Source organism: Candidatus Nitrotoga arctica (assembly GCF_918378365.1).
In the GTDB taxonomy this organism is placed as follows: Bacteria; Pseudomonadota; Gammaproteobacteria; order Burkholderiales; family Gallionellaceae; genus Nitrotoga; species Nitrotoga arctica.
The window spans coordinates 54022-77942 of record NZ_OU912926.1; the positions used below are offsets into that span (position 1 = coordinate 54022).

General features: G+C 49.0%; 23 protein-coding genes. 8 read left to right on the forward strand and 15 right to left on the reverse strand.

Annotated features, from left to right (window positions below; all coding sequences use genetic code 11):
• Positions 1-4: 4 nt before the first annotated feature.
• A complete protein-coding gene (locus MKZ32_RS00225) occupies positions 5-1045 on the forward strand; it encodes an IS630 family transposase (protein WP_239795410.1) in 1041 nt (346 codons plus the stop codon).
• On the opposite strand, the gene MKZ32_RS00230 is transcribed toward MKZ32_RS00225, so the two are convergent.
• Entirely contained in the window at positions 1030-2481 is a 1452-nt protein-coding gene (locus tag MKZ32_RS00230) for a pyruvate kinase (protein WP_239795411.1), read from the reverse strand. The two genes, MKZ32_RS00225 and MKZ32_RS00230, sit on opposite strands and share 16 nt — an antisense overlap.
• Before the next feature lie 32 nt (positions 2482-2513).
• On the reverse strand, positions 2514-3221 hold the full coding sequence (gene phoU / locus MKZ32_RS00235) for a phosphate signaling complex protein PhoU (RefSeq protein WP_239795412.1): 708 nt from the start codon (positions 3219-3221) through the stop codon (positions 2514-2516).
• Positions 3222-3582: 361 nt separating this feature from the next.
• On the opposite strand from phoU, the gene MKZ32_RS00240 reads away from it, so the two are divergent.
• Positions 3583-4020: an alkaline phosphatase family protein gene (locus MKZ32_RS00240; RefSeq protein ID WP_239795413.1), complete on the forward strand. Its 438-nt coding sequence runs from the start codon at positions 3583-3585 to the stop codon at positions 4018-4020.
• A gap of 108 nt (positions 4021-4128) precedes the next feature.
• Positions 4129-5709 carry an OprO/OprP family phosphate-selective porin gene (locus MKZ32_RS00245; protein ID WP_239795414.1) on the forward strand — a complete coding sequence of 527 codons (1581 nt, stop codon included), beginning with the start codon at positions 4129-4131 and terminating at the stop codon, positions 5707-5709.
• A gap of 630 nt (positions 5710-6339) precedes the next feature.
• On the opposite strand, the gene MKZ32_RS00250 is transcribed toward MKZ32_RS00245, so the two are convergent.
• From MKZ32_RS00250 to MKZ32_RS00260, 3 genes are all read right to left on the reverse strand, one after another.
• Positions 6340-6543, reverse strand: coding sequence for a hypothetical protein (locus MKZ32_RS00250; RefSeq protein WP_239795415.1), 204 nt, complete (start codon positions 6541-6543; stop codon positions 6340-6342).
• Positions 6544-6698: 155 nt separating this feature from the next.
• On the reverse strand, positions 6699-8798 hold the full coding sequence (gene ppk1 / locus MKZ32_RS00255) for a polyphosphate kinase 1 (protein WP_239795416.1): 2100 nt from the start codon (positions 8796-8798) through the stop codon (positions 6699-6701).
• A gap of 208 nt (positions 8799-9006) precedes the next feature.
• The gene (locus MKZ32_RS00260; protein ID WP_239795417.1) at positions 9007-9351 is read right to left on the reverse strand and encodes a hypothetical protein; all 345 of its coding nucleotides are present in this window, start codon (positions 9349-9351) and stop codon (positions 9007-9009) included.
• Between the two features lie 267 nt (positions 9352-9618).
• Here MKZ32_RS00260 and MKZ32_RS00265 point away from each other — a divergent pair, with 267 nt between their 5' ends.
• Entirely contained in the window at positions 9619-9915 is a 297-nt protein-coding gene (locus MKZ32_RS00265) for a toxin-antitoxin system TumE family protein (protein ID WP_239795418.1), read from the forward strand.
• Positions 9896-10240 carry an HVO_A0114 family putative DNA-binding protein gene (locus MKZ32_RS00270; protein WP_239795419.1) on the forward strand — a complete coding sequence of 115 codons (345 nt, stop codon included), beginning with the start codon at positions 9896-9898 and terminating at the stop codon, positions 10238-10240. The genes MKZ32_RS00265 and MKZ32_RS00270 overlap by 20 nt, the downstream gene beginning before the upstream one ends.
• 44 nt (positions 10241-10284) lie before the next feature.
• Here the strand turns inward: MKZ32_RS00270 and MKZ32_RS00275 are convergent, their stop codons facing one another.
• From MKZ32_RS00275 to MKZ32_RS00285, 3 genes are all read right to left on the reverse strand, one after another.
• Positions 10285-13893, reverse strand: a complete 3609-nt coding sequence (locus MKZ32_RS00275; RefSeq protein ID WP_239795420.1) for an SIR2 family NAD-dependent protein deacylase — start codon at positions 13891-13893, stop codon at positions 10285-10287.
• A gap of 219 nt (positions 13894-14112) precedes the next feature.
• Complete coding sequence (locus MKZ32_RS00280) at positions 14113-14511, reverse strand: type II toxin-antitoxin system HicB family antitoxin (RefSeq protein ID WP_239795421.1); 399 nt, start codon at positions 14509-14511, stop codon at positions 14113-14115.
• A complete protein-coding gene (locus tag MKZ32_RS00285) occupies positions 14508-14753 on the reverse strand; it encodes a hypothetical protein (protein WP_239795422.1) in 246 nt (81 codons plus the stop codon). Before MKZ32_RS00285 ends, MKZ32_RS00280 begins: the two co-directional genes overlap by 4 nt.
• 143 nt (positions 14754-14896) lie before the next feature.
• Here MKZ32_RS00285 and pepN point away from each other — a divergent pair, with 143 nt between their 5' ends.
• Entirely contained in the window at positions 14897-17683 is a 2787-nt protein-coding gene (gene pepN, locus MKZ32_RS00290) for an aminopeptidase N (RefSeq protein ID WP_239795423.1), read from the forward strand.
• Between the two features lie 282 nt (positions 17684-17965).
• Here the strand turns inward: pepN and MKZ32_RS00295 are convergent, their stop codons facing one another.
• Both MKZ32_RS00295 and MKZ32_RS00300 read right to left on the reverse strand, forming a co-directional pair.
• Positions 17966-18772 (reverse strand): hypothetical protein, encoded by an 807-nt coding sequence (locus MKZ32_RS00295; protein WP_239795424.1) that lies wholly within the window; start codon positions 18770-18772, stop codon positions 17966-17968.
• 51 nt (positions 18773-18823) lie between these two features.
• On the reverse strand, positions 18824-19774 hold the full coding sequence (locus MKZ32_RS00300) for a sensor domain-containing diguanylate cyclase (protein ID WP_239795425.1): 951 nt from the start codon (positions 19772-19774) through the stop codon (positions 18824-18826).
• Between the two features lie 93 nt (positions 19775-19867).
• On the opposite strand from MKZ32_RS00300, the gene MKZ32_RS00305 reads away from it, so the two are divergent.
• On the forward strand, positions 19868-20152 hold the full coding sequence (locus tag MKZ32_RS00305; RefSeq protein WP_239795426.1) for a hypothetical protein: 285 nt from the start codon (positions 19868-19870) through the stop codon (positions 20150-20152).
• A 118-nt stretch (positions 20153-20270) separates the two neighbouring features.
• On the opposite strand, the gene MKZ32_RS00310 is transcribed toward MKZ32_RS00305, so the two are convergent.
• Positions 20271-20645 carry an Hsp20/alpha crystallin family protein gene (locus tag MKZ32_RS00310; RefSeq protein ID WP_239795427.1) on the reverse strand — a complete coding sequence of 125 codons (375 nt, stop codon included), beginning with the start codon at positions 20643-20645 and terminating at the stop codon, positions 20271-20273.
• A 14-nt stretch (positions 20646-20659) separates the two neighbouring features.
• Complete coding sequence (locus MKZ32_RS00315; protein WP_239795428.1) at positions 20660-21079, reverse strand: Hsp20/alpha crystallin family protein; 420 nt, start codon at positions 21077-21079, stop codon at positions 20660-20662.
• Between the two features lie 142 nt (positions 21080-21221).
• On the opposite strand from MKZ32_RS00315, the gene MKZ32_RS00320 reads away from it, so the two are divergent.
• Entirely contained in the window at positions 21222-21359 is a 138-nt protein-coding gene (locus MKZ32_RS00320; RefSeq protein WP_275584234.1) for a DnaJ domain-containing protein, read from the forward strand.
• 309 nt (positions 21360-21668) lie between these two features.
• Here the strand turns inward: MKZ32_RS00320 and MKZ32_RS00325 are convergent, their stop codons facing one another.
• The 3 genes from MKZ32_RS00325 to MKZ32_RS00335 form a co-directional block, all read right to left on the reverse strand.
• Positions 21669-22253 (reverse strand): Swt1 family HEPN domain-containing protein, encoded by a 585-nt coding sequence (locus MKZ32_RS00325; RefSeq protein WP_239795429.1) that lies wholly within the window; start codon positions 22251-22253, stop codon positions 21669-21671.
• 3 nt (positions 22254-22256) lie between these two features.
• The gene (locus MKZ32_RS00330; protein WP_239795430.1) at positions 22257-22913 is read right to left on the reverse strand and encodes a DUF5343 domain-containing protein; all 657 of its coding nucleotides are present in this window, start codon (positions 22911-22913) and stop codon (positions 22257-22259) included.
• 130 nt (positions 22914-23043) lie between these two features.
• Positions 23044-23910: a YicC/YloC family endoribonuclease gene (locus tag MKZ32_RS00335; protein ID WP_239795431.1), complete on the reverse strand. Its 867-nt coding sequence runs from the start codon at positions 23908-23910 to the stop codon at positions 23044-23046.
• Positions 23911-23921: the final 11 nt, after the last annotated feature.

Consider the following 23921-nt stretch of genomic DNA (forward strand, 5'->3'; position numbering starts at 1 on the left):
AAATATGGAAAAAGAAGATGCCCGCAAGCAGTCGCGAGAAGTACTGCATGAACGACGCAAGCAAGTCATTCGTATGCACCGCAAAGGTGTGGCGGTGATGGAGATCGTGGTGCAGACGGGACTGAGCTGGACGGCAGTCAATACGGCGCTGCGGTTGTATAAGGCTGAAGGTTCGGGGGCACTCAAGCCCGGCGTTCGGGGTAAAAAACCTGGCAGTGGACGTCGCTTGACGATTAGCCAAGAGCTGGCGATTCAACAAACCATCTGCGACAGACGCCCCGAACAACTCAAGATGGATTTTGCGCTATGGAGCAGGCCCGCTGTGCGCCAGCACATTGAGCTGGCGCACAGTATCAAGCTGTCTATTCGGGCAGTAGGCAACTACTTGGCACGTTGGGGTTTTACACCACAAAAACCCATTAAAAAAGCATACGAGCAGCGGCCTGAAGCCGTCCAGGCTTGGCTTGATGAACAATATCCGGCCATTGAAGCCAGAGCAAAAACAGAAGGTGCGGAAATTCACTGGGGCGACGAGACGGCGCTAGTCAACACGGATGTCAGAGGCAGGAGCTATGCGCCGGTGGGCAAGACACCTGTGACGTTCGCAGTAGGCGGCACGCGCCACAAGCTATCGATGATTGCGACGGTAACCAATCAGGGTAAAACGCGCTGGATGATTATTGATGAGGCATTTAACTCCGACAAGCTCATTGAATTTCTGGAGGCGCTCATCAAGGATACAGACCGCAAGGTGTTTCTGATACTGGACAACTTGAGAGTTCATCACAGCAAACCTGTAAAGGCTTGGGCTGCCGAGAACGCACAGAAAATCGAGTTGTTCTACTTGCCCAGCTACAGCCCTGAACTCAACCCCGAAGAAAGACTGAATGCAGATCTCAAGCACGTCATCACTTCAAAGGTGCCAGTGCGCACCAAGGCAAAACTCAGAGCTGCTGCGACTGATCACATGACCATGCTTAAGCAAAACCCCGAACGCGTGCGCCGTTATTTCCGCGACCCAAAAGTCGCCTACGCGGCTTCATGAATAATTTGTGCCGGATCAATAGTAAAGGACATGGCAACGAGATCAGCATGCTCAATCACAAAATGTAAGTCTGCGCGATCCCGTTCAGTCAGGGCGGGCAAGTGCAACTGACTATCTGGCAAATTGATCCCTTTGTCTCCGCGCAGTTTGACGCCACCAGGTTTTGCATGCGAAATGCGTATATGCAAACCTTCGGCGTCATTTTTCTCAACCACACCGCCTATCTTGCCATCATCAAACCAGATTGCGTCTCCCACTCTTGCATCCTGGATTACCTCTGTGAGGGTGTATCCTATTGTTGCCGGATAGCGCACTCGGCCTGCTTTATCAAGTTTTGCAGGGGCACCAAGTTGTAAAGTCGGGGTAAGAAGTAATATGTCATCGCACTGGAGCAAGATGTATCCATCTAGTTGAGGAATATTGCCCACCTTGGTTTCATGCATGCGTGACGATGACTTATGTTTTATAGGGAGATGTTGCAGTATTGTGCCCGGCACAACAAAGGCCGAATTCACCGACTGCGCCCATACTGCACGCTTATTAATTTTAATTACTTTCAGATGACGGCTACGGCCGGCTGCATCTACAAAGTCAATGCTATCCCCGGGGGATAGACGCTTTAGCCAGTTGGGACAAACAGGTAAACTCGCATCCGCTGTCACGGGCGGCACAAGAGTGGATGTTTCGTCAAACAGCCAGATCTTGGCTGGCGCAATCATTCTGCCATATGCATCTCGTTTTGGACGGATACGCACTACAGCAGGGCCGGGTTCAACTGGCCCGGTTCGCAATTTAGGTCCCGCTAAATCCATGAGAATTCTGCAGGTACGTCCCACTTCACGCTCAGCCTGCCGCAAGTGCTGAATCATGTTTTGCCAGGCATCCTTATCATCATGGGCACAGTTGATGCGCATGCAATCCATGCCATGAGCTAACAAGTCACGAATTAAGCTGTAATTGCTAGCTGCCTCGCTGGGCATCGTGACCATGATTCTGACCTGACGCTCTAACGATCCCGGACCCAGAAGCACTTCAGTATGGTGGCGCAACAAACCTGGACCACTCATGAAACTCGGTGTGGTATCTACTCCCAGTCCTGCGCGCTCCACCCCACAAAGCCGGTCGAGCATTGCAAGCACTGCATCAATGCTCGCCAGCACATGAGCTTCGGATCGTCCAAACGAGGACAAGCCCAGTTGCGATAAACGGGATTGCAGGGGACGTAAATCATGTCGGCGTAATGCGATGTAATGCAACAGGTTGCGTGCGCTTTCTTGTTGCTCATGAACAACCCCTGAGATTGCTATCAGGCTGCTTGTTTCCAGGTTGATCAAACTCTTGCGGATAGATACGATTTTCGCCGCTAAGGCGGCATATTCCTTTTTCTTCGCTTTGCTATTCGTTTGAAATGGATGTGATGGCTTGGTATTTTTCATGGAGTTAAATGCTACGCGTCGGTGTTGGCAAGCTACTCTAAAACTTCGCGCTCAATTTCTTCCACGGTGACATGGCGCACGTCCTTGCCCTTGACCATATAAACCACATATTCGGACATGTTCTTGGCATGATCACCAATGCGCTCAATGGCCTTGGCGACGAACAGAATTTCCAATGCAGTGGAGATGGTGCGTGGATCTTCCATCATGTAGCTGATGAGGTAGCGCATGATGGTGCGGAATTCCTCATCCACCAACTCATCCTGGCGCACCACTTGGGCAGTATAGGCAAGATCAAGACGAGCAAAGGCATCCAGCGATTTGTGTATCATGTCCAGAGCTAGTTCTGCGATTTTTTTAATCTCTGTATAACGCGGTAAAATAATACTTTTCCTCTGTGACAGCAGCTTGCCCATGCGTGCTATTTTCGCCGCCTCATCACCAATGCGTTCAAGATCAGTGATCGTCTTGACCACCGTCATTACCATCCGCAAGTCACCCGCAGCAGGCTGTCGCAGAACAATAATTTGATTGCAGTTTTCGTCGATTTGCACTTCCATTCCATTGACGCGATGATCATCATTAATAACTCGATCCATCAGCGGAACATCGTCATTTATAAGTGCCTCAATAGCTAGCCGGATTTGACTTTCCACCAGTCCACCCATCTGTAATACTTGCGCACGCACGGCTTCCAGCTCGGCATCAAATTGCTTAGAAGTATGTTCAGTGGAGATCATGAATGAGATCCTTATTGAGGAGAAGTTAGTGGTGATACTACTCGCGTTCTGTGACAATTTTGTTACATACTAAGTAACGGTATTTATACTCTGCTTGCGGCTTCCTGTGGTATTACATCCGTCTCATGACCCTCACATATATCATTGGTGATCATCCGCCAGTGATGTTTTACGGTGACGTGGCGATACCACGATCTGGTTTACGGATGAGGCGATGTCCGAGTGGCGGACAGCAAAGAAGGAAGCTCAATCGGCCATCATTGTGCGTTGATCTTGTGTTAGAAAACAATTCATAGATCCATTATTTTTCTGCCTTACATCGCATGGGAGCAATTCACGTAAGACTGCGAGAGGGATCATCATGCAAAGTGATAAGACACTGCATAGAAATCACGCCGCATACCTTCGCTCATTCTTTCAATTCAAGCGAATTTACTTATATGCTGATTTGCGTGCCGGCAAAATGCCGAACTTCTCATTTATCGCTCCGAATCAGTGTCATGACATGCATGGCACGGGCAATAGTGGCGCCTTATGCGCTTACGAGCCGAACCCCACCCTGGTCCAGATGGGCGATGCGTCCGTACAGGAACGGGTTACTGAGATCAAAAAGTCCGATGCGTGGCGCGACGGTAAGAATGCCATCGTCGTGTTGTGGGATGAGAATTCAGCTTTCTTCCAAACAAGGTCGTTGCCATTGTTGAGGTCAATTATGGCGCAATGGGTGTACAGAGCGGCAGACTGTCAAACTCAAGTGGATAGGGGATCAGGGGGGGAGCTTTGGCTCCCATTTTTTTAACACTCATTGACTTGATTATTTGTCATTAAAATTTAATACGACTGTCATTAAATTGACATATTCGTAGCATATTCTTGCTCAAATTGTTTTTAACAACCAAGGCAAAATATGAAAGTTTCTAGAACTACATTGGCAGTTGCGACCATTTTAGGTGTAGGCACATCCTCTGGCGCTATTGCCCTGGATCTTTACGTGGATACCAAAACTGCACAAATATATGCAGAACCTGGCCCTGATCGACAATTCATGGGCGCTTTCGAGAAAAGTCAGGCTGCCCCTGTAAAAATATCGGATAAAGCGAATAAATTAGGAAATTCAGAGATTGCGGCTATTCGTGAAGATTTGGCCTTAAAAACTAAAGAAATAAAAGTTCTAAAAGAGAGTTCGACAGGCTTGGTTAAAACGAAACTTGGAGAAAAGGGGCTAGAAATTGAAACTACGGATGGCGACTTTAAAATTGCCATAGGCGGACGTTTACAACTTGATGGACAGCTAAATCAAAACGAACACCATAACCATATTCCGCAAAGCGAAAAACTGAATGACGGCGCGGATCTTCGCCGAGGTCGTATTCATATGGATGGTACGTTATACAAAGATTACGATTTCAAGTTCGAATACGATTTTGTACGCGGTAGCGGTACCAACGCTGCTGGTATAACTGATGCTTGGGTTGAGTATACAGGCCTTAAGCCAATTACTTTTACGGTTGGTCAGTTCAAAGAACCATTTAGTTTAGAATCAGTAACCAGCAATCGCTTTCTAACTTTTATAGAACGTTCTGCACCTAGCAATGCTTTCGTAGAATTCGCTAATCCCTATCTTATGGGTATCAGCGCTCAAACTTTTGGTGATCGATATACCGTTCGTGGCGCCCTCCAGGCAGAACCAATTGGCAATGGCAATTATTCCAACAATACCTCCTTAAATGGCAATGGTAATGCAAACCGAAACGGGCAAAGCGGCAACCCTAGCTATGGTGTTACAGGTCGCGCCACCTTCTTGCCAATTTACAACAGCAAGACTGAATTACTACACTTAGGTGCAGCAGGTTCTTATCGTACTGTTAATAATGCTAGTAACGGCGTTGCAGCTATGTCATTTGCCAGTCAGGTGAGCAACGTAGATCGTAGCAATTGGGCAAATACTGGAGGGTTGACGGACCCTATTACTGTAACAACAAACAGAAGGGTACTGGAAAATTTCGCTCGCGTAGGTGCCGAGGTGTCCGGTGTATATGGCCCAGCTTCGTTCCAGGGTGAATACATGCGGACTCAACTTAGCGGACAGAATTATAATTCGAAAGATCATTTGGACGGCTATTATGCATATGTAAGTTATTTCCTGACTGGCGAATCGCGTAACTATGATACTAAGAAGGGGGCATTTGGTCGTCAAAAACCGAATCGTAACTTCGATCTCAGAAATGGGGGTTCGGGTGCTTGGGAGCTTGCAACTCGCTTTGACTCTCTGGATATGAATACTGAGCACGTTGCCGGTGGGTTTCTACAGAGCGGAACCGTGGCTTTGAACTGGTACCTCAATCCCCATGTCCGCTTTATGGCTGATTATGCTCATGTTTTCACTAATAAAACCATTGATACAGGTTTTACTAAGGTTAAGCCAGCTAGCGCCACCAGCGGACAAAATCCTGACATCTTTATGGTACGCGCCCAGCTCGACTGGTAACGTTAAATATCAGCTCAACAATAAAAATTGAGCTGTTTAATTTTGGCATCCCATATCTCCGCCTTCAACTAACACCTCCTGCGGTAACCTAAACTCCGGCCCTTTGCAGGGCTGGGGTTTAAGTCGTTTTTTCACCCGCTGCGCATGCTTCTAAATGATGTTAGGAAATTCTATACCTTTGGGGAAGTACTACCGAAATGGCCCGTTTCTGTTCTCGTTATGTCTTCGCACCTAGTGGGCATGCATGCGTGAAATAAATTGATGGCTTTAGTGAGAGCGATTAGGCGCCGGTGAATTTTCCCTGCCAGTTGATTGGCACCAGAATCAACGGCATCTTGTATCTCACCCAGTCCCCAGCTTTGGCGCAAGAAGGCTCTGGCCATGTAAAGTTTTGGCTTAGGCCCAGATGTGCGGGCCATTTCGCTATTATTGATTCGGCCAAGTGAAGTTTGAAGTGGGAAGTGCCGTCACTGTGTGGTTTGACTGACAGATAAGTTCAAACATATCCTGGCCGGATCAATAGTTAATCCGCCCAGTCTCGTGAGATTGGAGAGAGGGACGTCTTGAACGATTTCCGGATTGAAATACAACTCGCCCCCCGCCCACGGCCGCATGCCGAGGAAGGCAGTTTCAGTGAAGGAATATTTTTTCTCGCTCCGAAGAGTGGCCGTTGCGTCCGTTGTAGGCGGCATTGAATGGCGCCTTGCTCTGCCAGACGTAGGTAGTCTGAAACTTGGCGTTCCAACTTTCCTCTACCCCATAGGCGAGAGAAAGCCCGAAGTGAGTCGCAATACAAGCCAGTAGCCAATGAGGGATCGTACGATGAATGACCATAACACTACTCCGTCGGCAGTTTATAAAACTGCTAACTTGATTCATTAAAGCCGCAGTCCAGTTGCAATGATGCGATATCTGCGCAGGACTGACATCAATCCTTATTGAAGAACGTTATCTGCGAAAAGACATAATCATTTAGACCAAAAAATCGCTTATACCGTCCCAGGTGTTGCAGCTTCGGCGAGCTGTGACAATAATGAAGATTGCGCGCATTTCAGTACATAACGGCCGGGAGTCTTCGCTCGATAATGCCCATCTGAATCCATTTCCCAAGCCTGAAGGTTATCCTGCGTATACGCTTTCAGCCCTTCATCGATCACACGTTTTTTCAGCTTCTTGTCGAGCACTGGAAAGCACACCTCTACACGACGAAAGAAATTGCGATCCATCCAATCGGCACTGCTCAGATACACGTTATGCGCCAGGTTATTGCGAAAATAAAATATGCGCGTATGTTCCAAAAAACGACCAATTATCGAGCGCACACGGATATTTTCGGATAGTCCCGGCACTCCCGGACGCAGCGCACATACCCCGCGTACAACAAGGTCCACCTTCACTCCAGCCTGCGATGCTTCGTACAGCGCCCGGATGATTTCTGGTTCAAGTAATGCGTTCATTTTGGCGATAATGTGCGCACGCTTACCCGCCTTGGCGAGTTTATTTTCATTCTGAATAGCACGCATAATCTGGCTATGTAATGAAAAAGGTGATTGCCACAAATAATTTAATTTGCCCGCTTTGCCCAGACCGGTCAGTTGGGTAAATACCTCATTGACGTCTGCACACATTTGCTCGTTGCTCGTGAATAGGCCGAAGTCCGTATAAAGCCGTGCGGTGCGCGGATGATAATTACCGGTGCCCAGATGTATATAACGGCGCAGCTTGCCCTCCTCGCGCCGTACCACCATCAACATCTTGGCATGTGTCTTGTGTCCAACGACGCCATACACCACATGTGCCCCCACTTCTTCCAAGCGGCTTGCCCAGTTGATGTTGGCTTCCTCATCAAAACGCGCCAGCAGCTCAACGACGACAGTTACTTCTTTACCATGTTTGGCAGCGGTGACGAGTGCTTCCATTAATTCTGAATCCACACCGGTGCGGTATACGGTCTGTTTGATGGCAACCACACTTGGGTCAGCGGCGGCCTGCTGGATAAGATCAATGACAGGTTTGAACGATTGGAAAGGGTGATGCAGCAGGACATCGTTTTTGCGGATGACTTTAAACATATCCGCACCTTTCTTCAGCAAATCACTGGGCATACCCGGCGTAAAAGCAGGGAATTTCAGGTCATCACGCGCTACCTGCTCGGGGATACCCATCAGGCGCACCAAGTTTACCGGGCCATCTACGCGATACAGGTCATCTTGTCCCAGCTCGAATTGCTGCAACAAATACGTGGCTACCTGTGGCGAGCAATTGTCTGTAACTTCCAGGCGCACAGCATTGCCGAAGTGCCGCTGCGGCAGCTCACCCTGTAAGCTGATACGTAGATTTTTCACCTCTTCTTCGTCTACAAACAAATTACTGTTACGCGTAACACGGAACTGGTGACAACTCAATACGTCCATTCCGCCGAAAAGCTCGCCTACATGGGCATGCAAAATGGAAGAAAGAAATACAAAGCCATGCGCACATCCACTAATGTCAGACGGCAACAAGATGGTGCGCGGCAACACGCGTGGCGCCTGCACAATGGCCTTGGCCGAATTGCGCCCGAAGGCATCTTTGCCGACCAGCTCGACAGCGAAATTCAAGCTTTTATTAAGTACACGAGGAAAAGGGTGTGAGGGATCGAGACCGATCGGGGTAAGTACCGGCATCACTTCAGACAAAAAGAAGTTTTTGATCCAGGCGCGTTGAACATCATTCCAGCTAGTGCGGCGCAGGAAACGGATGCCATGCATATCCAGTACAGGCAGAATACTGCTGTTCAGTAGGCGATATTGTCGTTCGATAAGACGATGTACCTGCTCCCGTACATGCTTGAGTGTCTGACGCGCATCCATGCCGTCTGGCCCCGCGGCAACACTTTTAAGATTAATTTGTTCCTTCAACCCGGCGACACGGATTTCAAAAAACTCATCCAGATTGCTGCTGACAATACATAGGTATTTCAGACGTTCCAGAATCGGGATGCTGGCATTCTCTGCTTGCGCCAACACGCGTTGATTAAACTCAAGTTGACCTAGCTCACGATTAATAAAATGCTGCGAGCGAAAATCTTTACCTGCTTTACGGTTCATTTATAGTTACCAGACTGCGCATGAAAGTCTTGCTTTATTGACTGTAAAAATAAAACATTTTTGAATGGTAATCGACATTTATTACAATATTATGACGTCTTGTAATACCAATTTTTGTCGATAACCAGAGGCGATACGGTTAAGTAATTTGAACGATTGCGTTGGATAGTGGACTTCAAACCAACGTAAAACGGGCAAGAGCTCGGCATCACATCACATCGATTGTGTGTACCAGTAAATAGGGAGCAAAAATGCTTCCGGTACATTTGTTGGTGTAGGGCAATCGTACGCTTTCAGACAGGAGGTGCGCAACCGCAAGATACAATAAAGCCGCATGATTAGCGGCTTTTATTGGGTTATTGCAATGAAGTCCGACAGCATGCGGCCAGTTTTTCTTCATATGCCGCAATTGCTGTGGGATGCGTGGTGCAACCAGGGTGCATAAGGTTTCGATTTGCGCTATGCGCTGCAACAAAAATTCTTGCAGCTTGTCGCCTTCGCGTCCACGTGCTGCGGTAAATTCACGCAGCACTTGATGCAGCAGTTCGGGCACTATGGTTTGCAGTGTGTTGGTAGGCAGAGACGAAAAAGGTCAAAAAGGTCAATGAAGTCAGTTCTAATATTCCAGTATTTTGATTGAATGTTAGAACTGCCCCCCGCGCTTTCTTTTCGGAGTCGGTTTCAATTTTCATCATGCCAACCTATGAGGTACGTACAAAAACAATTCGAAGATGAGTCTGTTTAATTCAGTTTATTGTTAAGTACCCCCCATGTGTTGTTCAAATTGACAACACGTCATCATGTTGTTATTGTCTCCAACATGAAAGCCGGCGAATTATTCAACCGCCGCGTTCCTGTTGCTGAGCAGGCCTTTGCGGAGATGGTGCTGTGGGAAGTGCCCGAGCCGCTTTCCGGCAGCAAGCATCGCTACAAATATCGTCTGGCATTCGTCGTTGCCGGAATGTGTGTGCTGCGTTATGACAACGAACCAGGCAAGGGCGATCATAAACACGTGAGTGGCAAGGAAGTGAAATACCGCTTTGTTTCGGCTGACAAGCTGGTGGCGGATTTTGTTGAAGATGTGAAGAGGTGGCGCGATGAAAATAGTAACGATTGATGTACGACCATTGAAGGACACGTTGGGCGATTTCACCAAGACATGGAAGAGCGGCAAGCATACCGCGCCTCGCATCAGCTTTGAATCGCCCGAACTGCTATTCAAAGTGTTGTCCGGCAAACGCTGGGAACTATTGAACGCAATGACAGGTGCAGGCGCAATGTCCATCCGCGAGGCATCGCGGCGCGTCGAGCGCGACGTAAAAGCTGTGCATGGCGACGTAACCGCATTGCTTAACGCTGGGCTTCTGTCAAAAACAGACGAAGGTAAGATCGTGTTTCCGTTCGATGCCATCCATGTGGATTTCATGCTCAAGGCGGCTTGAGGTAAAGATCAATCGAATCTGACCCTATCGATCTCTTTTAACTTTCATCGCTCAAACACATAACGCCTGCCATGACGGGCGCCAGCCACTTTGAGGACTTTATGCAAGTTATCTAAAAGCAGCTCTTTTGCATCAGGGAGAATTAACAAAAGTCGCTCGTTAATAAATTTCTCAGTTGCAGTCAGAGCTATAAGATTCCCAGTGAATTGAGACACTTTTGTTTGGTTTAGATCGGCAAGCATGAAAGAGATAGCATCCTCACTGAAGACGTCGATAGTGAGTTCTTTAAAATAAGGAAGAATGTATTTCAGCAAAAGTCGCCGGTAGTCTGAATTTGACTTATTGAATTCAGCAATAAACTCATGTTGACCTGAATGGTCTAGGTATTGAGCAAATAGACTACCAATCTGGTAAATGAACCATGCAGAATCCTGATTAACGGCTAGGCTCTTTAGCCATTCTAGACAAGGTTCGATTGGTCCGATTTTTATTTTTCCTAAATTGGCTATCATAGGTGGGACGGATCCGCCTAATAAAGCCTTTATCAAACGTTCGTCTCTCAGCAAAATAAGTTTGGAGAAAAGATCTTCTTTGTCAGACCAGTCAAAGTTAATTCCATCGAGTAGATCAACAGATTGTTTTAGTCGATCCTCATTACTCATTTCGATAAACTCGGCCAAACCTTGAAACGCTGGAGTCAAATCGGTGGGAGAAATACAATGGAATAGTATGATTTTTTCAATACCGGTCTTCTTTGCGGCTTCCTGCATAACAGTTGTTGCAAGGTCAGGCCGCGCAGCGCAAAGGTCTTTCAGTGTCTCCAATGTCCATTTTTTGTAGGTTTTGTCCAGATTGGATATAAGGCATCTAACGTGGTTAGTATTGAAAGAGTCCCAAGATAATATGCAGTCAGCCTTTACACTGGTCGAAATTAAATGGATTGGGAAGGCTGCCTCAAATATGCCCCGAAGCAATAATTCACCGGCAAAATTGAGTGAGGCAGTTGACTTTTTTTTGTAAAGAAGGTTGCAAAGAATTCTAGCTCGAATTTTCGGGATAACACTAGAAGTTTCCTGTGGAAGGAACTCATACCGGATGACGGAAAGATCTATTTCGTCCAGAAAATCCGCAGCGCCACTTGTAAATCCTGCTACTGCATCATCATCAGTGTCAGGCACCATTTCCTGTTCAATTAGATCTGCCCAATTAGCAATCTTCTTGGCATCACAGTCTGTTGCATAAGGCTTCAGGGCAGAGGCAATTCCGTTGCAACAAAAATTGAAATCATTACGGCAATCAAAAAGCATCTGTAGCAACTCATCCTTTACAGCTGCTCCTTTTAATGAGACAAGGCGATTCACGGCTGCAGCACCAAGTGTATTTCCACATTGAATCAGCGAGCGAATCTGCGGCTCATGTAATTCTGTAATCGGCAGTCCAGAGGTTATTGCCGAATCAATCTCCCTTCCCGATGTGCTAAAACTTTCGTATCGAGAAGGTATTTCCATAAGGAGTCTAGCCAAAACTTTATCACGACCTAACTCGATATACTTTGCAGCATTTAGTGCGAGAGCGAAATCCGCTTTTATTACATTTTCCAAAAAAAACTCAGATTGTTCTACTGAAAGAAGGCTAAGGGTTAGAAACAGTGCCTGATCCCATCTTGTAAGGCTGAGTTTTTCCTTTAGCACATGTGGGCTTAGCTGGTATAGACGCGCTAATTCTTTGGCAGCCAAATACTCGGTCACGGTTTGATGTACAAATGCAACACGCCCTCCGGTATGAGGAATTAGTATTGAGGCCGATACAAGCCAATTCGAAATGTCACGCACTTCTATATCAACTATAGAAGATGCTTCCACACTCGACTTGAGAATGTTGTGCATCTCACTTAGAGGGAATGCCTCCTCGCCTCGATTTAGTGCATCGTAAGCGACTAGAGAAAGCGATTTTTCTAGGTCGAACGGCTCTTTAAAACGAGTTACAAAAGATTTTTGCAATCCCTTAAAAAAAGACTGATAGAAATCCTTTGGATGAACCTCACTCGGTAAACGTATGGCGCCACTAACGATATATTGGAAATAAAATGGTCGTTGCAAAAGCGAATGGACTTCACGCTGAAACCGCCCCTCAATTTTGATATTCAACCGTTCAAGCTCAGTTGTTACATCCTTGTCGTCAATCTGGTCAAGGAAATGTACTGGAATCCCAAGCTTGTCTAAACCGTCGTTAGTGCGTGAACCGATTATGAGTGATGAATTGCCAATCCCGTTTATAAATTTTGTAAAATCTGCTTCGTAGCTTCCACTTTCCCAATACTCCTTTGGCATTTCGTTGAACGAGTCAAGAAATATTTTCACCTTGAAATGTCGTAATACTTCATTGAGTGGAAAATTCTTTGGCAGCGACTGACTTACTAACTCAGTAAGGTCGCCTTGATATAACTTGAGGTCAGCAAATATTGGTACGACGATTTCCTTTTCACAAAATTGTTCTGCGAGACAAACTTCACCAAGCTTGTCTGCCAACCTTGCTACGGCTCGACGGAGAGAGTAGGTTTTACCAGCACCAGGCATGCCGATAAGTAGTGCGCGTTCTGAAATCCCATCCAAAAATATTTCAACTGGTGAGTGATCAAACTTATGTAAATCAGAATAAAAGCCATGACTACTCCGTTTTTTATCTTGTGCATGAACCCGAAGTTGGAACTCACGAGTGAGTTTTGGGCTTCGTGCTAAACCTGCTGAGTAGCGCGCTAAAGCAAGAACGGTGTCGGTGTTGCATGGGTCGAAGCGCGGAGCGATCGCTGGTACCGGTACCTTTGTTAGGAAAGTATCGAGCAAAGATAAGAGTGGGGCGTGGTCTCTGGTTTTGTCTGGACGCTCAATTGTTGTATAGCCAACAAGATGAATTCCATAATTCCTCCGCCAGAAGTCAATTTCTGGATCGGAGACATCTGCCATGATTGCATAGTGATCACGGCTTCCACCTTTGTAGAGGTTGGCTAAGATATCCTTTAGATAGATGAAGTCAGGGTCGCGAAGACCGAAACCAAGGTAGACCACCGGTCTACTTGCCAAAAGCAATTTCAAAGATTCGAGTGCTAAGTGCAACTCTCCATGGGGAAGAAGTTTGCGATATTGCTCTCGCGTTAATATGATGCTCTCGCAATCAGCAGCATCGCCATGAGGTTTAAATATGAAATTCGTCGCACGAGCGTGAACTAACTCGGCCATTGATGTAAGTTGACGATTTGTGATTGGCGGTTTGAAAAACTGATCCGATTGCCACTTTCTGAGGCTTTCTTCGATCAGGTTGTCGTAGTTTGTTGTAATGTAACAACGAGGTCCCAGGGAGACAATTTTTCTGTGGATCTCATGTGGTTGGGCAATTCCATAGCAGCATATCTTCTTGATGAACTCACTTATAAGTTGTGGTGTTAACTTATCGAAGCCATAGCTCGCGGCTTGCAGGAGGTCACCTTTCTGTGCTTCGGAACGAATCAAATCTGCTTTTAACCCCTGGTATTCAACAAAACGTGCTAGTTCTTCAATTAGGGCGGACCACGAACTGAGGCCCGACCACATTGATATGCCTGAACCAATGAAAATAACTGTATCTCCCTGAGATAAAATTTGCCGTAGTTTTTCCATTATTTTAGGGTCCAGATTAATGAGTTAAATAAGGCAGGATCGAAATAGAATTTCGCGGCGAAAATTCCGGCCACTCCATTCTTACCTACAGATTATATGTCGGAGATGTAGCCGAACTATCGCAAAAACCATGGGGGTTAGTCCTTACATTTGACATGCTTTAAAATTTCAAATGTTAAAGACTAACCCAAGCCCCCTACCATTCGCTCGCTCGCCGCATCAGGCGCGATGCTCACGCTTGCCCAGCCCTTCGGCCAGTAGCATCGTCACCAGCGTATTTAACGAGGTGCCTTCGGCCTTGGCTCTTGCCACAAGGTTGGCGTGGAGGCTGCGCGGTAGGCGTTGCATCAAGCGCACCGGCTCGGCGCTTTCCCCGTGTCGTGTCGGTTTCGGGATGGGTTTTCCGATATGGGCTCGCGCTGACATCCAGGCGGAAAATGCATCGCGTGCATTGAGAACGGCCTCTGTCTCGGTTTCGCCATCTGACATGCAACCCGGAAGATCGGGAAAGGTAATCAGATAGCCCCCGCCATCCTCTTCCGTCAGCGGCTCAACTACATGGGCATAGGCTTCGAATGGATAAGGCGGTTCGACATGCGTGATCGTAATTTCGCTCATAATTGCAACTCCTTTGCTTTATCGACCAGCGCCACAAAATTGCGCACATACACCGGCTTGATAGGCCGGTGTGCCGGAACACACACATCATCCTCCACGCCGGGGAATGAAAACACGTGATGGCTTCCTCCCTCGTTTCTCCAGTCGATGCCGAAGTGGTTGGCAACCGATTTCAGATCATCCATGCGCCAGTCGCGCGGGTTGTTGCGCATTTTGGCGAGAGTTTTTTCGTGTGCGCTCATTTTTTAATAGTGCCGTATGTGGCACTACAGGTCAAGAGTTCCAGTGAACAGGGTTTAAGTGCTCGCGGGTACTGCATTTCAGCCCCACCAGCCCCGACCCTGTTAAAATCCGCTTCATCTCACATCCTCCAGATCTGCCGCTCATGACCCAGAACCCGACCCAGAAACCACCCGTCACCATCCATCGCAAAGACTACACTGTCCCGGCCTATTGGGTGAACACCATTGAAATAGGTTTCGATCTCGACCCCGCGGCAACGCGTGTGTCCACGCGCATCATCCTGCAGCGCAATAGCGCATCGCCCAACAAGGATGTGGAGCTGCTGGGCGACGGCGTCAAGCTGGTGGCCTTGCGCATGAACGGCAAGACGCTGCGCAAAGGTGTTAAGGGTTACTCAATAGCGGACGGGAAATTGCGCATCGCCAACGCACCGGACGAGATCACGCTGGAGATCGAGACACTGGTTGAGCCCGAGAAGAATACCTCGATGATGGGCCTGTATGTCTCCAACGGCAATTTTTTTACCCAATGCGAGGCCGAAGGTTTCCGCAAGATCACCTGGTTTCCCGATCGCCCGGATGTGATGGCGAAATACACGGTGATGCTGCGCGGCGATAAGAAAAAGTATCCGGTGTTGCTGTCCAATGGCAACCTGATCGAACAGGGTGACCTGCCCAAAGGTCGCCACTATGCCAAGTGGGAAGACCCGTTCAAGAAACCTTCCTATCTGTTTGCGCTGGTGGCAGGCAAGCTGGTGTGCCAGGAAGAAAAATTCAAATTAAATAGTGGACGAAAAGTGCTGCTGCAAGTGTGGGTGGAGCCGGGCAATCTGGACAAGACGCAGCATGCGATGGATTCGCTCAAGCACAGCATCCGCTGGGATCAGGAACGCTACGGGCTGGAGCTGGATCTGGATCGCTTCATGATCGTTGCAGTGGGCGACTTCAACATGGGCGCGATGGAAAACAAGGGCCTGAATATCTTCAACACCAAGTATGTGCTGGCCAACCCCAGCATCGCCACCGATACAGATTACGCCAATATCGAGGCGGTGGTCGGCCATGAATACTTTCATAATTGGACCGGCAACCGCGTGACCTGCCGCGACTGGTTTCAGTTGTCGTTGAAGGAAGGACTCACGGTGTTCCGCGACCAGGAATTCTCCGCCGACATGATCGGCACGGACAGCGGTCGCGCGGTGAGTCGCATTGAAAATGTGCGCATGCTGCGCCAGGTGCAGTTTTCCGAAGATGCGGGGCCGATGGCGCATGCGGTGCGGCCGGACAGTTTTGTGGAGATCAGCAATTTCTACACAGTCACGATCTATGAAAAAGGTGCCGAGGTGGTGCGCATGGTCCAGACCCTGCTGGGGCGTGACGGCTTCCGCAAGGGCATGGACCTGTACTTTGCACGGCATGACGGGCAGGCGGTTAGCTGCGACGATTTCCGCGCGGCGATGGCACACAGCAGCGGGCGCGACCTCGCCCAGTTTGAGCGCTGGTATAGCCAGCCCGGCACGCCGCAGCTCAAGGTGCGAAGCCATTACGACGCCGCCAAACACACCTATGAGCTGACGCTCAGCCAGCGCTGCAAGCCCGCCGCCGGACAAAAGAAGCCGCTGCCTTTCCATATCCCCGTTGCGGTTGGCCTGCTCGATGACCGGGGCCGCGACATGGCGTTGACTCTTGACGATGCTACTATTGATCCGGTTCCGTTTACCCAAGAATCCGTTCGCATTGAGCCTGTCGAAATGCGGATGGATGCTCGTGCTTCGACAAGCTCAGCACGAACGGGAGTCCCGTTCAAATCGAGCCGGATCAATAAACCTGCCACCACCTGCGTGCTGGAGCTGACCAAGGCAAAACAGACTTTCATCTTTAACCGCGTCAGCAGCAAACCCACGCCATCATTACTGCGCAACTTCTCTGCGCCGGTGGTGATGGAATATGACTATACCGACCAGGAGCTGGCGCATCTGATGGCGCATGACAGCGATGCCTTCAACCGCTGGGAGGCCGGACAACGCCTGGCGATGCAACGTCTGTTGAATCTGATTAAACAGGTGCAGGCGGGTGAAGCGCTGACGCTGGATGAGTTGTTCATCAACGCCTTGCGTACCACGCTCATCGACACGGCGCTGGATCCGTCTTTCCGTGAAGTGGTGCTGACGCTGCCTTCGGAATTGATGCTGGCCGAACAGTGCGAAGTGATCGACCCGCAGGCGATCCACACGGCGCGCCAGTTCATGCGCAAGACGATCTCTGAAAAACTCAAGGCCGATTTCATCGCTGTCTATGCAGCCAACCTGACACCCGGCAAATACAGCCCCGATGCAAAATCGGCCGGCAAGCGCGGCCTGAAGAACCTGTGCCTGTCTTATCTTTTAGGCTGGCAAGATGAATCCACGCTGCAACTGGCCCACGCGCAGATCGACGCAGCCGACAACATGACCGACCGCTTGGCCGCGCTGATGGCGCTGGTGAATACCGGCAGCAAGACGGCACAGCAGCCATTGAAAAACTTCTATCGGGATTTCAAAAACGAGGCGCTGGTGGTGGACAAATGGTTCAGCCTGCAGGCGATCGCGATGCATACCGATGTAACAGCGGTGCGCAAGCTGATGACCCATCCCGCGTTCACTCTGAAAAATCCCAACCGCGCACGCAGCCTGATCTCCAGTTTCTGCAACGGCAATCCGTCACAGTTCCATGCAGCGGATGGCAGCGGCTATGCCTTCTGGACAGAACAGGTGATTGCGTTGAACAAGCTCAATCCGCAGGTGGCCGCACGTTTGGTACGCACGCTGGATCACTGGAAAAAATACCAGCCTGCGCTGAAACAACAGATGCAGGCCGCGTTGCAGAAAGTCGCCGCAACCAAAGGCTTGTCCAAGGATGTGCAGGAGGTGGTATTCAAGACGTTGGGGTGAGAGCGGCAACCTTACTGAATTAGGGAGACGCTGACTTATTCCGTCACCGCGGGGAGCGAAGCGAAGTTACGATGCATATGTCATTGATTAAGATATAATTATTTATTTATTTGCATTGCTCGCAATGACCGACATGAATTATTCAGCGCGTCCTTAGAAACCTAAATACCGTAGTTGAAGCTTGTAGGAGCGGGCCACGCCCGCGTGTCGCTTGGTCGCGGGCATGGCCCGCTCCTATGGTAGCCCAGTCGTAGGGTGGGCACGAGTGCTCACCATGCTTGGCTACGGCTGCAGCGGCAAGTTTGTGTGGACCGTGGGCGTTGCATTCCAATACCAGTAGAAATACCCATTTTTGGTCTGAAGCAGGGTGTGGGTCATCAGACTGCTCTTATCGAGGTGCCCCCAGCACGCACGTGCCGAGTTGCGATTGTTATGCAGGTCGATGCATTCCTGGCCCAATAATGCAGGTTTGGGCGGGATATACAGGGCGCTACCACGGGGCACCCAGAGGTCCACCAAGCGGATCTTATGCAGCTTGGGCCAGTAACGCCCGACCGAAATGACCAGCGGAAGGTTGGGATCGGTTGACGCAAAGATGTGCGGGAAGTCGTGGTGCTCAAGGTCGGTGCAGACGACAGTGAGCAATTTGTTTCCCGTGTTTTGGTAAGGTGACCAGTGCCCGGCAAAGACGCCGTATTCGTATTCAATCTGCGACAGCTCCTTGACGGGGCAGCTCAGGGGTACAGCTTGGCCCTGCTCTACCAGCGTGATGCCAAACGCTGCCGCCACGTCACGAGTCGCCCACATGGGGTCAAAGACAACCTTGTCTGCGACGAAACCGAGTTGGGTTTCTACACCATAAGGGGCATTCTGCTTTACCCCAATCACCTCAGAAACAACATACTCACTTCCTATCGCCACGCGTGGATCGATTGGCGCAGGGACGAGTGGCGTCACACCGCTCGGGAGTTCTTTGACGTAAGTGGGGTGCCCGTTATCATTGTAGAAAAAAGGAGTTTGGGAAATATTTATTGCCGTTTCATGCTTCTCAATTATGAAAACAGGCGGATCTAAATATCCTGTAGGCATTTGTTATAGTCTCCTCATTAATTTTGTGGCATTCAGAATGTTGATTCAGAGCTACTTGCTGGCAATCCGGTTGCGCCCCAGTTCCTTCGCCTGATAGAGCATCCTGTCGGCTTCGGCCAGCAGCGAGGCGGGTTCGCTATCGGAAGCAAGAGTGGCGGATGCGACCCCCACGCTGACGGTGACCACGTCTTTTGCTTTGGAAGCCTCGTGCGGAATACCCAAGTTTTGGATGGCCGCGCGGAATCTTTCGGCGATCTCAATGGCCGAATTGAGGTCTGCATTGGGCAGGAGTAAAACGAATTCCTCGCCGCCGTAACGGGCGAACAGGTCGGTTGAGCGTAGCGGGATATTGTTCAATGCATGTGCAACACGGATCAGGCATTCGTCTCCCTGAATGTGTCCATAGCGGTCGTTGTATTGCTTGAAGTAGTCGATGTCGATGACAATCAGTGAGAGTGGCTGGTGTTCGCGCTGGGAACGGAACCATTCGGTTTTCAGGGTCTGGTCGAACAGTCTGCGGTTTGCCACGCCAGTGAGGCCGTCCTGCAGTGCCAGCACTTCCAGCTTGTGGTTGAGTGAAAGCAGTTCGTCTTCCATCTTCTTGCGCTCGGAGATGTCGAACATGAATCCAACCAGTTCAGTCGTTTCGCCATTCTTGCGGATGACGTGGACGACATCGCGTATCCACACGAAGCTGCCATCTGCCTTCAGTGCGCGGTAATCCGCCTCGTGGTCAACGCCATCGATTGATTGGGAGATGCAGAAGTTCGCTGTCTTCTCGCGATCTGCTTCGTGAATGCGGTCTATCCAGTCGGTCGCAGTCAGCCAGCTCTCTTGTGTCCAGCCGAGCAGCTTCTCGATCTGCGGTCCGATGTAGCTGAATTTTTTGGTCTCCCAGTCAATCTTCCAAGGGATGGCCTTGGTGGATTCCAGCAATGTCCTGTAGGTGCCGTCTTCATCTGCAACGGTGATTCTCAAATCATGTATTGTTGTGTTGTTCATATCGCGCTCCATCAAAGTCAGGGCTTTTGATTGCTACCATTCCGGTAGCTATCAAGCCAGAATGACAAGGGAGCAGAGTTCCATGCATTTTCAATGACCAACCAACCCTATATGTTTTTGACGATGGGGTTCCGGAGTCTGGTTGCTGCTTATGCTATTCCCCCTTGGGAATGGGTCTATCTTACGCGACTGCCGCTATTTGCTGCAAGGATGCGAAAAACTTATTCCATGCAGATTAAATATATTTCTACTTCGGCTCGTTCCCCGAGTTTATTGGGCAAGGTGGTCGCGCTCATTGCCATGGTTGCGCTGGGTGTGGTGGTGCTGATGTTTTCTGCAACTGGGGTCAGAGTAAATTTAGCGAAGTGGATAATTTAAGATGGCATAACAGAAGCTTTAAGTTTACGCTGACCCCAGTTTGCAGTTATGTTGATTTGCATGATGAACCTCCCATCTATATCCGGCAGTGGAGTAAATCCACCGCCGGGTCATGAGATCAGGTTGCCTGCACTACGATCCGGCGCGGCTGGGCATGCTCGGCCTTCGGAATGCGCAATTCCAGCACGCCATGTCGGAATCCTGCCGATACCTTGTCGCCATCCAGTTCCCGCGACAGGGTGAATACCCGGCGGTAACGCGACAGATCGACTTCAGCGTGGATCGCCTCCATGTTCGGCGGGGAATTTATTTCCAGCTCGCCTTCCAGAATCAGGTTGTCGCCGTCCACATGGATGGACAACTTTTCTTTTGGCACTCCAGGTAGATCGGCATACAGTGTGATGCCGGTCGCATCTTCAACTACGTTCACTGCAGGGCGCATGGCTGCACTCTCTTCACTCGCATTTTCACGCTTGATGACTTTCTCGCTCATGGTGTTCTCCTTTCTCATTGAACCGAAATCCGGCGCGATTGGGCAGCTTCCCTGCGCGCCACGCAGACGTGTAGCACGCCATCGCGATAACTGGCCGTAGTTGAATTCGGCTCGATGTCGTCCGGCAGTGATACGACACGTCGGAAACGCCCGGAGAAATGTTCGCCAATATGTATGGTCGCTCCCTCAGGCGGCACTATGTTTTTGCGCTCGCCACTGATGGTCAGCACGCCATTCTCGACTTGCACATCGAATTCCTCCGGTGTCATGCCGGGCGCAAAGGCATAGACCTCAACCGACTTCGGTGTTGTGCCAACGTTCATGGCCGGATAGCCTGGCGCCGCACCGCGAATGCTGGGGGAGCCGTCAAACTCACGCTGCAACCGCTCCAGTTCCGAGAACAGATCGCGGGGAAAAATACCTCGATAATGCATGATGTCTCCTTTCAACGGGTAAATGCTGGCAGGATTGCCATACCCCGCAATCTGTGGACACGAACATAAATTTTCAAGTGCTTGAAAGTGGAAAAATCTGACCATATATAGTTTATGAGTCAGAAATATTCTGGAGAGATTCATGCAATATCAGGACTATTACAAGATACCGGCCATATCGCGTGATGCCGCGGCGGAAGAGATCAAGAAATATTTCCGCAAACTGGCGCGCAAATATCATCCGGACGTGTCCCCGAAAAAACCCCGGAGGGTCGGATGAAAGAAATTAATGATGCCTGCGCCGTACTGTCCGATCCGGAAAAGTTTGCCGCCTATGACCGCATTGGCCAAGGCTACCAATAGTTACATGGCTGGGGTTAGAGTAAATTTAGTGAAGTGAATAATTTAAGATGGCATAACAGAAGCTTTAAGTTTACTCTGACCCCAGTCATGAAGTCAGTTCTAACATTCCAGTATTTTGATTGAATGTTAGAACTGCCCCCGCGCTTTTCCTTGAGCAGCGAACAGATTTAAATTTTTTCGGGATGTATTTCAATAGGATCGCTCATTGATTCTGATATGGTTCTACTCAGGTCATAATTCTGAACCAATCACGCAATGCAAGTTCTAGTCGAAGAACTTCATCTTCAGCTAGTGGTGAACAGTGAGCAATTGGATTTCGGAGCGAGTTTAGGTTAGCCATAACCTTTTCCACAGCCTTTAGTTCGTTAAACACAACCCCACCGAAGAGCGACCAATTTGATTTAATGATCTCACTTAACTCCCCAAATGTGGTGTAGTCGATGGGCTCTGATGATCGCGGAGTTACTGCCGCCTCCTTCTCTCGTTTGATACTCTTGATGACATTTTGTCTGACCACATCTGGAACCAAATTTCCCCACCAATCCGGATTGCCTGTCGCTTCGAATATGTCTACGATTAGCTGGCGAATGGACTTTTCAAGACAGTAGAAAACCTCATAATGCTGTGACATTTTTCGCGCTTCCGCACGAAGCGAAGAGGCAAATTGAGGATAGTATTTGTCCTCAATTTTGTTGCCCTTATTTCTGTTTCGACCAAGGTCAATTTGAAATTTTTCTTCTACTTGATCGAGCTCTGCTTCTAGAAGCATGTTTGTCATTGCAAATGCTTTAACAGCAGTAGAGCGGCTCACCTTTTACTCCTGTAGTAAGTGTTGTTTAAGGCTTTTGAAAATCGCATTAAATACCTCAATATCAGTGGTAGCTGGCAAGTTTAAGTTGATGGTGTAAGAAAGGTTAATTCCTTCACTCTTTGATGAGGGTTGTTTGTATGCAATCTGCTGCATAGGGGGGACAGGAGAGGTATTTTGGGACATGGCATTTTCTGTTGATTTACCATTTGATTCCCCTGAACTGTTGTTTTCATTCGTGTCAAATGATGCAATTTTTTTCAGTGCGCAGAAGGTGGATAATGTTTTTTGTACTACGGTTGAGTTAGCCTCAGCGCCGGTTGCTTCGATAATTATACTTTTGAGCTTATTGTTATCTAACTCATAAACATACTCATTCATTTCAAAAAGGGTTTCGTAAAGTTCGCGCATCGCCTTTGCAATTGCGAAGCCTGACTTTGCAGGGTTACGAAACTCTCGATATCTATCTGTTGGTGTTCCATCAGAGGCTACCAAACCCATTTTTTTAATAAATGGGATAAGCGCTCTACCAGAGCCGCCTTTAAGTTGTAACTTGGTAGAAACATAATCTTGCGAGAATTTTTCTGGAACCGATGCCGTTTTGATTTTCTCAAGCATTATTTCAAGACTGCCAGTGACTTGAACGTAAGGCAAATTCGCCATGCATTTCTCCTTGATTCTGTTGTAATGCCTGCTTTCAATTTAGTGGAAGTTGATATCGCTCCACCTCAACCCCGTTCAAATAACGCGGGTGGCTATAAATACATCACATGACGTGCAACAGAATGAAACATTACTCCAAGTTCTGTATTTGTTCACGCATCTGCTCAATCAATAGCTTCATTTCCATGGACGCACGCGATACTTCTGCATCGACGGACTTTGACCCTAGCGTGTTCGCCTCGCGGTGTAGTTCCTGCATCAGAAAATCCAGCCGCTTGCCTACTGTTCCGCCTTTGACCAGCACTCGTTTCATTTCGACCAGATGCGTTTGCAAACGCGACAACTCTTCATCCACATCAATTTTGCTGGCGAACAATGTAATTTCCTGCCGCACGCGTTCATCATCTCCCGTTTGCAGCGCTATGCGCAAACGTGCGGCCAATTTTTCTTCATACGCTGCAATTGCTGTCGGGATACGTGGTGCGACCAGGGTGCATAAGGTTTCGATTTGCTCTATGCGCTGCAACAGAAATTCTTGTAGCTTGTCGCCTTCGCGTCCGCGTGCTGCGGTGAACTCGCGCAATACTTGATGCAGCAGTTCGGGCACCATGGTTTGCAGTGTGTCGGTCGGTATAGCCGCACTTTGCAACACACCATTCCAACGCAACACATCGGCGACGCTCAAGCCATCTGCTTCGGGCAAGATGGCTTGTACCTCGTCGCTCCATTGAGCCAGTTGTTGTACAAGGGGCTGATTCAGCTGCGCCGGATTTTGTACGGATGGCCGTGGGGCGAAACCGATGCGGCATTCCACCTTGCCGCGTGTCAGCTGCGCAGCAAGGATCTCGCGTAACAGGGGCTCCAGCATGCGCAGCTCGTCTGGCATGCGTAGCTGGAGGTCGAGGTAACGGTGATTGACCGCTCGCAGTTCCACTGCAAGCGATCCGGTGTCGAGTTCTGTTGCGGCAGTGGCAAAGCCGGTCATGCTAAAAATCATTGGGACTCCAG

Excerpts from the sequence above, each read along its gene's own strand:
- MKZ32_RS00225 (WP_239795410.1), top strand. The coding sequence starts at position 5 with ATGGAAAAAGAAGATGCCCGCAAGCAGTCGCGAGAAGTACTGCATGAA.
- MKZ32_RS00230 (WP_239795411.1), bottom strand. The coding sequence starts at position 2,481 with ATGAAAAATACCAAGCCATCACATCCATTTCAAACGAATAGCAAAGCG.
- phoU (WP_239795412.1), bottom strand. The coding sequence starts at position 3,221 with ATGATCTCCACTGAACATACTTCTAAGCAATTTGATGCCGAGCTGGAA.
- MKZ32_RS00240 (WP_239795413.1), top strand. The coding sequence starts at position 3,583 with ATGCAAAGTGATAAGACACTGCATAGAAATCACGCCGCATACCTTCGC.
- MKZ32_RS00245 (WP_239795414.1), top strand. The coding sequence starts at position 4,129 with ATGAAAGTTTCTAGAACTACATTGGCAGTTGCGACCATTTTAGGTGTA.
- MKZ32_RS00250 (WP_239795415.1), bottom strand. The coding sequence starts at position 6,543 with ATGGTCATTCATCGTACGATCCCTCATTGGCTACTGGCTTGTATTGCG.
- ppk1 (WP_239795416.1), bottom strand. The coding sequence starts at position 8,798 with ATGAACCGTAAAGCAGGTAAAGATTTTCGCTCGCAGCATTTTATTAAT.
- MKZ32_RS00265 (WP_239795418.1), top strand. The coding sequence starts at position 9,619 with ATGAAAGCCGGCGAATTATTCAACCGCCGCGTTCCTGTTGCTGAGCAG.
- MKZ32_RS00270 (WP_239795419.1), top strand. The coding sequence starts at position 9,896 with ATGAAAATAGTAACGATTGATGTACGACCATTGAAGGACACGTTGGGC.
- MKZ32_RS00275 (WP_239795420.1), bottom strand. The coding sequence starts at position 13,893 with ATGGAAAAACTACGGCAAATTTTATCTCAGGGAGATACAGTTATTTTC.
- MKZ32_RS00280 (WP_239795421.1), bottom strand. The coding sequence starts at position 14,511 with ATGAGCGAAATTACGATCACGCATGTCGAACCGCCTTATCCATTCGAA.
- MKZ32_RS00285 (WP_239795422.1), bottom strand. The coding sequence starts at position 14,753 with ATGAGCGCACACGAAAAAACTCTCGCCAAAATGCGCAACAACCCGCGC.
- pepN (WP_239795423.1), top strand. The coding sequence starts at position 14,897 with ATGACCCAGAACCCGACCCAGAAACCACCCGTCACCATCCATCGCAAA.
- MKZ32_RS00295 (WP_239795424.1), bottom strand. The coding sequence starts at position 18,772 with ATGCCTACAGGATATTTAGATCCGCCTGTTTTCATAATTGAGAAGCAT.
- MKZ32_RS00300 (WP_239795425.1), bottom strand. The coding sequence starts at position 19,774 with ATGAACAACACAACAATACATGATTTGAGAATCACCGTTGCAGATGAA.
- MKZ32_RS00305 (WP_239795426.1), top strand. The coding sequence starts at position 19,868 with ATGACCAACCAACCCTATATGTTTTTGACGATGGGGTTCCGGAGTCTG.
- MKZ32_RS00310 (WP_239795427.1), bottom strand. The coding sequence starts at position 20,645 with ATGAGCGAGAAAGTCATCAAGCGTGAAAATGCGAGTGAAGAGAGTGCA.
- MKZ32_RS00315 (WP_239795428.1), bottom strand. The coding sequence starts at position 21,079 with ATGCATTATCGAGGTATTTTTCCCCGCGATCTGTTCTCGGAACTGGAG.
- MKZ32_RS00320 (WP_275584234.1), top strand. The coding sequence starts at position 21,222 with ATGCAATATCAGGACTATTACAAGATACCGGCCATATCGCGTGATGCC.
- MKZ32_RS00330 (WP_239795430.1), bottom strand. The coding sequence starts at position 22,913 with ATGGCGAATTTGCCTTACGTTCAAGTCACTGGCAGTCTTGAAATAATG.
- MKZ32_RS00335 (WP_239795431.1), bottom strand. The coding sequence starts at position 23,910 with ATGATTTTTAGCATGACCGGCTTTGCCACTGCCGCAACAGAACTCGAC.